At 30.9% G+C, this 8,274-nt stretch carries 10 protein-coding genes; 6 read left to right on the top strand and 4 right to left on the bottom strand.

Features of this window, described 5'->3' with window-relative positions:
• Positions 1-460, top strand: a 460-nt coding sequence (locus tag VGE71_RS20640) for an FAD-dependent oxidoreductase (protein WP_331139996.1), incomplete at its 5' end; no start/stop codon positions are given.
• A gap of 166 nt (positions 461-626) precedes the next feature.
• Here the strand turns inward: VGE71_RS20640 and VGE71_RS20635 are convergent.
• Both VGE71_RS20635 and VGE71_RS20630 read right to left on the bottom strand, forming a co-directional pair.
• Positions 627-1,094, bottom strand: coding sequence for a GNAT family N-acetyltransferase (locus VGE71_RS20635; protein WP_331139995.1), 468 nt, complete (start codon positions 1,092-1,094; stop codon positions 627-629).
• A gap of 14 nt (positions 1,095-1,108) precedes the next feature.
• Positions 1,109-1,747: an HAD-IA family hydrolase gene (locus tag VGE71_RS20630; protein ID WP_331139994.1), complete on the bottom strand. Its 639-nt coding sequence runs from the start codon at positions 1,745-1,747 to the stop codon at positions 1,109-1,111.
• A 331-nt stretch (positions 1,748-2,078) separates the two neighbouring features.
• Here VGE71_RS20630 and VGE71_RS20625 point away from each other — a divergent pair, with 331 nt between their 5' ends.
• The gene (locus tag VGE71_RS20625; RefSeq protein ID WP_331139993.1) at positions 2,079-3,503 is read left to right on the top strand and encodes an amino acid permease; all 1,425 of its coding nucleotides are present in this window, start codon (positions 2,079-2,081) and stop codon (positions 3,501-3,503) included.
• Positions 3,504-3,515: 12 nt separating this feature from the next.
• Positions 3,516-4,046 carry a contact-dependent growth inhibition system immunity protein gene (locus VGE71_RS20620; RefSeq protein WP_331139992.1) on the top strand — a complete coding sequence of 177 codons (531 nt, stop codon included), beginning with the start codon at positions 3,516-3,518 and terminating at the stop codon, positions 4,044-4,046.
• A 302-nt stretch (positions 4,047-4,348) separates the two neighbouring features.
• Here VGE71_RS20620 and VGE71_RS20615 read toward each other — a convergent pair whose 3' ends face one another.
• Entirely contained in the window at positions 4,349-5,467 is a 1,119-nt protein-coding gene (locus VGE71_RS20615; protein WP_331139991.1) for a DUF4238 domain-containing protein, read from the bottom strand.
• Between the two features lie 184 nt (positions 5,468-5,651).
• Here VGE71_RS20615 and VGE71_RS20610 point away from each other — a divergent pair, with 184 nt between their 5' ends.
• Positions 5,652-6,368, top strand: a complete 717-nt coding sequence (locus tag VGE71_RS20610; RefSeq protein WP_331139990.1) for a hypothetical protein — start codon at positions 5,652-5,654, stop codon at positions 6,366-6,368.
• Between the two features lie 77 nt (positions 6,369-6,445).
• Here VGE71_RS20610 and VGE71_RS20605 read toward each other — a convergent pair whose 3' ends face one another.
• A complete protein-coding gene (locus VGE71_RS20605) occupies positions 6,446-6,850 on the bottom strand; it encodes a helix-turn-helix transcriptional regulator (protein ID WP_331139989.1) in 405 nt (134 codons plus the stop codon).
• A 184-nt stretch (positions 6,851-7,034) separates the two neighbouring features.
• Here VGE71_RS20605 and VGE71_RS20600 point away from each other — a divergent pair, with 184 nt between their 5' ends.
• Positions 7,035-7,595, top strand: a complete 561-nt coding sequence (locus tag VGE71_RS20600; protein ID WP_331139988.1) for a hypothetical protein — start codon at positions 7,035-7,037, stop codon at positions 7,593-7,595.
• A 135-nt stretch (positions 7,596-7,730) separates the two neighbouring features.
• Positions 7,731-8,111, top strand: a complete 381-nt coding sequence (locus VGE71_RS20595) for an antibiotic biosynthesis monooxygenase family protein (RefSeq protein WP_331139987.1) — start codon at positions 7,731-7,733, stop codon at positions 8,109-8,111.
• Positions 8,112-8,274 lie beyond the last annotated feature (163 nt).

Genomic DNA, 8,274 nt, shown 5'->3' with positions numbered 1-8,274 from the left:
TTGTGAAGAAGCACATTACTTGTCTAAACTTTGTAAAAAAGTAACGATGTTGGTAAGAAGCGAAAAATTCAGAGCTTCTAAAATTATGGAAGAAAGAGTTCGTAAAACAGAAAATATCGAGATTTTAATGAACCACGATACTGTTGAAGTTCTTGGAGATAATAATGTAGTACATGCTATTAAAGCCTTAAACAAAACTAGTGGAGAAGTTATCGAAATTCCAGCAACAGGTTTCTTCGTAGCAATTGGTCATAAACCAAATACCGATATTTTTAAAGATTACATCAAATTGGATGAAACTGGATATATTGTAAACACTCCTGGAACATCTAGAACAAATGTTGAAGGTGTATTCGTAGCGGGTGATGCTGCTGATAATGTATACCGTCAGGCCATTACTGCTGCAGGTACAGGATGTATGGCTGCATTGGATGCTGAAAGATACTTGGCTTCTAAATAATTCTGGAATAGAATTTTTTTGGTAAAAAGATGCTACACAAAACTTGGAACGGTAAATTCTGTTCCAAGTTTTTCATTTTCTTATAGAATTTAATTTAATAAGTTAGCTAGTGATAATAATCTTTTTTTGATCTGTTAAAGTGAAAAAAAGACGAAGATGGTTTTTGTTATCTTTTATTTTTTAATTCCATATCGATTCTATGCATTCCAGGTGCATAATAATTCTCAGTCTCTTTTTTTGTGACAAATCCATATTTTTCAAAAAAACCAGCAGAATGTTGAGTAGTATCAATGATCACTGAAGATTGAGAATCAAATTGCCTGATCTTCTCTAATCGATATGATAAAAGTTGCTCTCCAAATCCTTTATTATGAAAATCCTTGTGAATGAGTCCCCACGCCAAGGCATAAATCTTATTGCTTTTGTCTTTTTCATATCCTCCGCAACCAATTATCTTTTGATTATAAGCAAGCACAAAATATGGTATATCATCTATACCATTCTCAATTCTTTCTAAAAAAAATGTAAAGTCATGAACCTCTTGTTCTGAAAAATAAATAGGTACGTTACTTTTAAATGCTTCTATGCATTCAAGCTTATCTTCATTTGCATATTCTCTGATTTTGATTTCCATTTTTTAACACGTGTTTACCAGTAATTGTTGGTAGAATAACGATGAAGTATATGATCTGCTATATCAAAAGTTAAGTTTTCATCGCCATTTGTGAATGCAACAACGGTCATTCCTGCATTTTTTCCAGCTTGCATTCCATGATAAGAATCTTCTATAACGATACACTTTTCGGGTGAAACCTCTAGTTTTTTTGCTGTTGTCAGGTACACAGCTGGATTAGGTTTTCCTTCTTTTTCGTGTTCGGATGATGAAATTGCATCAAACAAATCAATAATTCCAGCTCTTTCCAAACTGATAGAAATAAAGGACTCAGGTGCGTTTGTTGCAAGGCCTATTTTTAATCCGAGTTTTTTTAAATGTTCAATAAAAGGTCTAACGTTTTCTATAAAACAATCTTCAGTACGTATTAAGTCAACAACTCTTTTGATGACCATTTGTTCAACTTCTTCTAAAGAAAAACTATTCCAAGGATATTTTGTAAACCAGAATTTTGTTACCTCTTTAGTTGTCATGGCCTTGGTCAAAAGGCAATCCGAATGGGAAAGTTTTACTCCTAACGAACTGAATATCTCATTTTCTGCCTGCAACCAGAAATGTTCGCTATTTATGACTACGCCATCCATATCGAATATTACAGCTTCTTTATTTTTCATATTATAAGAGATTATCTTTTGTCTTTTTGGTGGAGATCAAATAAATGAATTTTAATGAAATTTCAAATATACAAAAGCTCTCGCAAAGCCAGATTTTATTAGTATTAAGAATTCAATCTGATAGTAATTTGTAAAAAAAGATAAAAATTGACTTTCAAGTAACTCGATAAGACAAACTGGCTGTAGAATTGGCAGATTTACTTTTAAGGTTAAATTTTTATATTTGATTTTGATTGATGAGAACGAACGAAGCTTTGTATGATTCCTTTTTTAACTTATCTTCGCTGTTTATACATTTTTGAAAACATTTAATTCCTTTAAAATCTAATCTGTGAAAAATAATCATGATGCTGCAGAAGAGACTCAGCTTAAGCGTGGACTCACTAACCGACACATTCAGTTAATTGCCTTAGGCGGATCTATAGGAACTGGTCTTTTTCTTGGTATTGGTCCCGCGGCCGTATTAGCAGGACCATCTGTTATTTTAGGATATGCTATTGCCGGAATTATCGCTTTTTTTATAATGAGACAACTGGGCGAAATGGTCGTTGAAGAACCTGTATCAGGAAGTTTTAGTTATTTTGCTTATAAATATTGCGGTTCGTTTGCAGGATTTGCATCAGGTTGGAATTATTGGATTTTGTATATTCTGGTAAGTATGGCCGAACTTACAGCTATTGGAGTTTATGTTCAGTTTTGGTGGCCTGAAATTCCGCTTTGGGCATCGAGTTTGTTTTTCTTTCTGGTTATTAATGCTTTGAATTTTGCTTCTGTAAAAGTATATGGAGAAACCGAATTTTGGTTTTCTATCATAAAAGTAGTTGCTATTATCGCCATGATTCTTTTTGGAACTTATTTGCTAATAAGCGGAACAGGAGGAGAACACGCTACAATTCATAATTTATATAATGATGGAGGTTTCTTTCCAAAAGGTCTCTTTGAGAAAACTTCAAGTGGAGATTTTCAAGGATTATTGTCTGCAATGGCTTTGATTATGTTCTCTTTTGGCGGTTTAGAATTAATTGGAATTACCGCTGCCGAAGCAGAAAATCCAGAAAAAAACATTCCGAAAGCAACCAATCAGGTTATTTATAGAATTCTTATATTTTATGTGGGTGCATTGGTCATTTTATTTGCTTTGTCACCTTGGAGGCAAATTACAACAGACAGTAGTCCGTTTGTGATGGTTTTTCAAAACTTAAACGGAATGGAATTTACGTTGTTTGGTCAGAAAATCTTTTTTACAAAACTTATTGCTAATGCGCTAAATTTAATTGTGTTAACTGCTGCTTTATCCGTTTATAATAGTAGTGTTTACAGTAACTCACGAATGTTATTTGGTTTAGCAGATCAAGGCAGCGCGCCTAGTTTTTTAAAGAAATTAAACAAACACTCTGTACCAGTAAATGCCATTTTAATTTCTTCATGTTTTGCCGCTATTTGTATTTTAATCAATAAAATAATGCCAGAAGAAGCTTTTAGTATTTTAATGTCTTTAGTAGTGTCTTGTTTGGTTATTAACTGGGTTATGATTTCATATACGCATTTAAAATTTAGACAAACTAAAGACAAGGAAAATACTAAAACAAAGTTTGCTTCTATATTTTATCCTGTGAGCAATTACATTTGTTTTGCCTTTTTATTAGGTATTTTGGCCATCATGTGGATGACAAATATGAAGTTGTCTGTAGAATTAATTCCGGTTTGGTTGGGTATTCTTTTTGTGTTTTATAAGGTTTTTAAGAAGAAAGGATAGATAAGTTTTTCTATGGTTGTTCATTTGTATAAATTTATAGACCAGCTTTGGACAAGGATTATCAATCGTCGAAAACAGAATAAGCTGCCATTTACTCAAGGAATTAGTGTAATACAATATCCTGATAGAATTTTCTTTGAAACCTATGATAGAATAATTAACTCATATTCGATACGATCAAAAGAAATTACAATATTAGAAATCAATTCATCAGATTTTGAAATTGGTAAAGCAATTATCAAACATCTTGATTTATCTAAAACTATAAGGAAATTTACTGATAAGGAAAGAAAAGAGAATTACGAATATTACAAAAAAATCACCGGATTAAAATCTATAAAAGCTCAGATGAAAGATTCACTTTATGTATCTATTAAGCGTCAGAATAATCAAATTACATTCTCACCAACAATTAATGGAGGAACTGCCGGTGATCGAAAAGGATATCAATTTTTAAACGGACAAGAAATTGTAATTGAAGATAATGAAGATTTCGAACCAATTGGAAAAGTATTGAAAGCTGCTCTGAAAAAATGCAGTTAAGTGTGCTGAAATTTATGCTTCGCTTCCATAAAGTTTAACTGAAAAGCTGCGCAAATGTCTTTAGACTTTGCGCATTTTTTTTATTTTGTTTTGAATAAAAAACTTCTCAAAAGTCTCTGACTTTTAATGTGATAGGGTTACGGTATTAATGTCTTATAAATCATTAAAAGGTTTAGTTAAAAGTCAGAGACTTTTAGAAGTACTCGTTTTTAGAATATTCTTGTTTGAAAAGCGCAAAGTCGGAGACATTTGCGTAGTTTTTCATAAGAACACTTCGTAGAGCGGGGAGATTAGAATTATTATCATTTCTCAATAATTGGTACCAATTTATAAACTACATGGACGTGACCTTTGTATTTGACATTCTTTCTATATTGATTATCAATCGACTTTAGTTTGACAGCCGATGATTTAGATATGAAATTTAATTTTTGAATCTTTAACTTGATATTTAAATCTGAAACTCCCATTTCAATCATCTGGGCAGTGTGGTTATCATATCCTTTAGGGAAATTCATTTTGTGTACGTTAATAGATGTATCGTTTGCTTTTTTAAATTTTTTAGATTTTTGATAAAGTGTTTCTATATAATATTGAGATGCCTTATGGTTGAAATTAATCGTAGTTTCAGAATTAAGAAATTGCAAAAGATTAAGCTGATCAATACTGTTTTTATCATCGATGGCTACGATTTTCTGTTTTTTAGTTCCAAGTTTATAAATATTAGAATCATATACAGCTAGCATATATGAATCGTTTAGAGGTAAGAACATCTGAAATCCTTTTAATCCAAAATCTCTTTGACTACAGAACTTCCAATTTCTTTTTTCGAAAAATTGATTGTAAAGGATTATTGGATTATCAGAAATAATGAAAGGATTTGAAGTTGTATTTTTAATGAGTTTATACTCCAAGTTTAAAAGATCAGAAACAATTTGTTCAGCAGATTTTAGTGAGTTAAGTTTTCCTTGATCAGTTTGATGTTCCTTTAATCCGGAAACCATATTGCCGGAAACATTGCCTTCACTGATTTTGGATTTCGTTTTGGGAAGTTTTTTTTCAAAATTATTTAGAATTTTAAAGTGAATAGGATTTCGTAGATCTAAAACTACCATGAAATGTAGCATTTTAAAATGATCTGGACTTTGATTAATTGGCAGTTTTTCTTTTTCCCACATTTCTCTAAATATTGGGGCAGAATCTGATTCGTGTTTTGAAAGCCAGTTTTCCAGATTTCCATCTCTTCCATAAAAGTAATCACTGCTGAGCTGTGAGGAGATAGGTACCTGGTTTATGAAACGATCTAGTTGGGTATTAAACATACCAATTGTTTTTCCGTCGTTTTCATAAGAGAAGAAACGTTGGAAAAATTGTGGTACAAAATGCTGATTTTTTGGAATATGTTTTTTCTTCTCCGCCATTTTCTATTCTTAAAGGGTTTCCCCGCTCGTATAGCGTTTAATGAAAATTATTGATTTAATTTCATACATTAAAGATAAAGTTTTTTCCTATTTCACAATTATAATTATTCAGTAATCAAGTATTTTTACTTTATCAATATTTTTTGTTGTTTAGTATTTTCGCGATTTAAATTTAACCATAACAATGAAAAGTAAAATTATTCTCTTTAGAAGTTTCCTAGAACGAAACAAAATATTTCTAGAAGTTTTAACAGCTGTTGTATTAACTTGTACAAGTATTTTTGTTTCTTTCCAAGCAAACAATATTGCTAATCAAGCAAATAATATTGCTAACCAAGCAAACATTATATCTAATACTCAAACTGGTATTATGAAAATGGAAAATACGCCAAGTTTAGAGATTAGAAAAACACAAACATCAAATGAATCGTCGGGACAAGATAATGTTAGTAAATGGACTGTACTAAATAATAACAGTACTATATCAAATTTTGAAATTGAAAAACAGTATGCATATTTGAATATTGTTAGAAGAGAAAATAGTACTGAAATTAATATTCCATTAATGGAATATATTGATATTGAAGGAAGATCAACAGGACGAAATGAAGGTTTAATATATGAGTTTGATAATAAGAATTGTAGTAAAAATGAATTATTGACGAGACAAGCAATTTGGGATTATGGTTATACACAAATAAAAAGTTATATTGAAATAACATATACAAATGTGTTGACAAAAAAGGAGACAAAATATTATCAAATTACGCCTTTAATTCAAGAAATTTCAGAAAAAGAATGGGCTTCGATCAAGAACGATTGGAGTGGCAAAAGTAAAAATGTAATGCATTTGCAGGACGTAGAAGCAAATGTCAAAAAAATAAAAAATTATATTGAGTAGAAAAAATGAGTTTGATTCCAATAAAAAAAGAGACGCTAGAGTCTCTTTTTTTTGTTTTAATATATCTTTATGAATAACTACTTCCCAATCAACTTCTCAAGCCTAACCATCATTTCCTCTTTCTCCTTCAACATTCTTTCATACAAAGCAATCTTTTCTTCATGAAGTTTAATGAATTGATCAATTTGATTAATTGTTGAATTGTAAAATACAGATGCAGGTTGTTGGCAATTATCAAAAGTATTAGAAATAATATTTATCGCTTGTTCTTCATCAAAATTCTGAAAAGCTTCTACAGGAATTTTCAATACAGCTGAGATTTGTTTCAGTAGATTTTCTTCAATCACGTCTTTTTGTTCTAGCATCGAAATTTTCTTTTGGTTCCAGTCTTCGCCCAGATCATAAGCCAATGCTTCCTGTTTTATGTTAAGCATTTCTCTAAAACGTTTTACGTTTCTTCCCTGATGTATTTTCTGTTCCATAATGAATATCAATTTTCTAAAAGCTCAAAGATAAAGCCGTGTAGTTAAAAATCCTGAGTTTCAAAGATAGAAAAATATACTATAAAAACGCATCTTTTTTTGTAGGATAATATATCTATTTTATCGAATAGATTATCTTTTAGAAAGCATGCAATTTCGCTTGAATATTTTAAATCCATGTAGTATGAAAAAGAATAAAATATCTTTCGAAATGAGCTTTTGGGCAGGATATAAGGCAGGAAATCCGTTTAAAGCCATTCAAGCCTTTTTTGCTTTTGCAAATCTTGATTATTATAAACAGCATTTAAGCGAAGTTGTAATGCACTGCTATAAAACAAAAGTCTATAAACAAGACAATCCTTCAGATGTTTTTGTTTTATATACTATTTTGAGTTCTTTTCTCAAAGTGTGTTATTGCCTGAAAAAGAAAAGCAAAAAATGTAAAGTGGCTGCGTCTTTGAGGTCTGAAACGGTTTTTCTTCTTTCTTCTTTAACAAAAGAAGAATGTGAGAATCCTTTTATGGTATTTCAAAAAGCTTTCGAAGAAAAAACGCTCGAAGAATTTGAGTTATTTCTCTATCAAATCGTTGAGTTTTCCTTGTCTCCACATACCGCAGATCCTGATCCAGATTTAACGACGCCTTATGTTCATTTAATTAGAATGCTCGACGCGGTAGAACTCATAAGAGAACGAGGCGTTGAGAAAATAAAGAAAACGGTTCTTGTTAATGTTGTAACGGAATAAAATATTCTTTAGCCAAACGATTATGCTTTTTTCAAACTCTTGATCTATATCAAGTTTTTACTTATTCCGAATCAATTTACAGTTTAGGCATTAAGCGGAAATTTGTAAAATAATTTAATCATTAAAAATAACAAAATGGAAAATAGTATAAAAAAGGGCACTTCGAATAGCCATGACAAAACCGAAAAAACAGAAATTACAGTAAGCGCTTATTATAAAGTTCATCCAGAAGACAGACAGCTTTTTATAGACGCAGTTATTCCAGAAATGATTGCAGCTAATAAATTGGAAGGATGTATTTACTATGCTTTTTCGCAAGATTTGACAGATGAAAACACTTTTCATCTTTTGGAAGGTTGGAGAGATCAGGAAGCCTATGAACGCCATGAAAATTCAGAAACATTTTTAACTGCTTTAAGCACTGTCGTAAAAAATGTTAGAATAGTAGATAGAGAAGGAATGCGCTACGATGTTTCAAAAATGCATATTGACGACCCGCGAGAGAAAGTTTCATAATTAAAGTCACCACTAAAAGCCCATTCAAATGAATGGGCTTTTTACATAATGAAAGATGGTGTGATTGTAACTTTTGAAATTATTGGGAATAAAAAGTAACAGTTTCAAAACTTTAAATTGATTTAAAGTCGACACAAATCTAAAATCCGTCTAGGAAATAAGA

Source organism: Flavobacterium sp. (genome assembly GCF_036405015.1).
Classification (GTDB): domain Bacteria; phylum Bacteroidota; class Bacteroidia; order Flavobacteriales; family Flavobacteriaceae; genus Flavobacterium.
Note: the sequence above shows the minus strand (reverse complement) of the source record. Positions and strands in the feature narration are given on the sequence as shown.

Excerpts from the sequence above, each read along its gene's own strand:
- VGE71_RS20635 (WP_331139995.1), bottom strand. The coding sequence starts at position 1,094 with ATGGAAATCAAAATCAGAGAATATGCAAATGAAGATAAGCTTGAATGC.
- VGE71_RS20630 (WP_331139994.1), bottom strand. The coding sequence starts at position 1,747 with ATGAAAAATAAAGAAGCTGTAATATTCGATATGGATGGCGTAGTCATA.
- VGE71_RS20620 (WP_331139992.1), top strand. The coding sequence starts at position 3,516 with ATGGTTGTTCATTTGTATAAATTTATAGACCAGCTTTGGACAAGGATT.
- VGE71_RS20615 (WP_331139991.1), bottom strand. The coding sequence starts at position 5,467 with ATGGCGGAGAAGAAAAAACATATTCCAAAAAATCAGCATTTTGTACCA.
- VGE71_RS20610 (WP_331139990.1), top strand. The coding sequence starts at position 5,652 with ATGAAAAGTAAAATTATTCTCTTTAGAAGTTTCCTAGAACGAAACAAA.
- VGE71_RS20605 (WP_331139989.1), bottom strand. The coding sequence starts at position 6,850 with ATGGAACAGAAAATACATCAGGGAAGAAACGTAAAACGTTTTAGAGAA.
- VGE71_RS20600 (WP_331139988.1), top strand. The coding sequence starts at position 7,035 with ATGAAAAAGAATAAAATATCTTTCGAAATGAGCTTTTGGGCAGGATAT.
- VGE71_RS20595 (WP_331139987.1), top strand. The coding sequence starts at position 7,731 with ATGGAAAATAGTATAAAAAAGGGCACTTCGAATAGCCATGACAAAACC.